The following is a 1,555-nucleotide window of genomic DNA, read 5'->3' as shown; positions in this document are numbered from 1 at the left end:
GGCCGAACCGCCCCGGCGCGCGGCGCAGCCGCCTCCGCCGGAGAAGCCGGCCGGCAACCCGTTCGACGAGCTCACCTCGGCCGCCGACGACAGCCCGACCGCCGAGGAGTTCGCCCGGCGCCGTCTGGCCCGGCCGTCCCAGCCGACCGCCACCATGGGCGCCCGCGCGATGCTCCACCGGGGCACGCTCGGCCTGGTCAAACTCCCACCCGGCAAGCGGGAGCTGGAGCTGCGGCAGGACATCGAGATGGTCCGCCGCAACTTCGGCGGCCTGCGGCAGGTCACGGTCGTCAACCCGAAAGGCGGCGCCGGCAAGACCGTCGCCGTGCTGCTGCTGGCGATGACCTTCGGGCAGAAGCGCGGCGGCTACGTGCTGGCCTGGGACAACAACGAGACCCAGGGCACCCTCGGGATGCGGGCGCAGCAGGACTTCCACGCGCGGACGGTCCGCGACATGATGCGCGACCTGCATCTCTTCCAGGGCGCGCAGGGCCGGGTGGGCGATCTTTCGCAATATGTACGGGCGCAGGGCGAGGGCATGTTCGACGTGCTCGCCTCGGACGAGTCCGCGACGGCCGGCGAGATGCTGACCGCCGGAGCGTTCGCCGAGATCCGTGACGTGGTGAGCCGCTTCTACAAGCTGATCTTCGTGGACACCGGGAACAACGTCCGCGCGGAGAACTGGCAGGCCGCCATGGACGCCACCGACCAGCTGGTGATCACCATGTCGGCCCGCAACGACTCGGCCGAGACCGCCGCGCGGATGCTCGACCACCTGGAGCAGGGCGGCCGCCGGCGGCTGGTCCGGCAGGCCATCACGGTGGTGACCATGCCACCGACCCGCAAGGACATCGACCTGCCGGCGATCCAGCAGCACTTCGCCGCGCGGACGCGGGCGGTGCTGCTGGCGCCGTACGAGAAGTTGATCGACTCGGGTGAGCCGATCCGCTACGGCGATCTCTCCGCCAACACGCGGGACGCGTGGCTCAAGATCGCCGCAGCGGTCGCCGAAGGTCTCTGAGTCGAAAGCGGGAGCTAGCTGAGAGCGTCGGCCGCGGCGGGGTCGCTGTCACGCAGGAACTGGGCGCAGCGGGCGGCCTCGTCCGCCTCGCCGATCTGCGCGGCGGCCTGCGACAGGGCGTGCAGGCAGCGGAGGAAGCCACGGTTCGGCTCGTGGGCCCACGGCACCGGACCGTGTCCCTTCCACCCGTTGCGGCGCAGGGCGTCCAGGCCACGGTGGTAACCGGTGCGGGCGTAGGCGTAGGCGGTGACCGGCTCGCCGGCCGCCAGCGCATCGGTGGCCAGCGGCGCCCACACGGCGCTGTAGGCGGGGAACTTGGCGGCGACCGCCTTGACGGCCTCGACGCTGCCCGCGGCGGCGGCCTCGGCGAGCGCCTTGTCCGCTTCCGCGTCGGCGGGCAGGAGCGTGGCCGGGGGCTCGGGAAGGAGGTTCTGCATGACCTCATTCAACCCGTCGGCGGGCAGATCATTCCGCGCAGCCCGGCGTTTCGCCCTTTCCTTTCACCAGGGCGAGCCGGGCGAACGAGGCCAGCCG

General features: G+C 72.2%; 2 protein-coding genes. One reads left to right on the top strand and one right to left on the bottom strand.

What is annotated here, in order from left to right; genetic code table 11:
* A partial coding sequence (locus AB0F81_RS08685) for a ParA family protein (RefSeq protein ID WP_360193143.1) occupies window positions 1-1,021 on the top strand: 1,021 nt, incomplete at its 5' end.
* A 14-nt stretch (window positions 1,022-1,035) separates the two neighbouring features.
* Here the strand turns inward: AB0F81_RS08685 and AB0F81_RS08680 are convergent.
* Window positions 1,036-1,458 (bottom strand): DUF3151 domain-containing protein, encoded by a 423-nt coding sequence (locus tag AB0F81_RS08680; RefSeq protein WP_360193141.1) that lies wholly within the window; start codon window positions 1,456-1,458, stop codon window positions 1,036-1,038.
* Between the last annotated feature and the right edge of the window lie 97 nt (window positions 1,459-1,555).

The organism is Actinoplanes sp. NPDC024001, assembly GCF_040638955.1.
GTDB lineage: Bacteria > Actinomycetota > Actinomycetes > Mycobacteriales > Micromonosporaceae > Actinoplanes.
The sequence above is the reverse complement of the archived record's forward strand: the minus strand, read 5'-3'. Positions and strand labels throughout refer to the sequence as shown.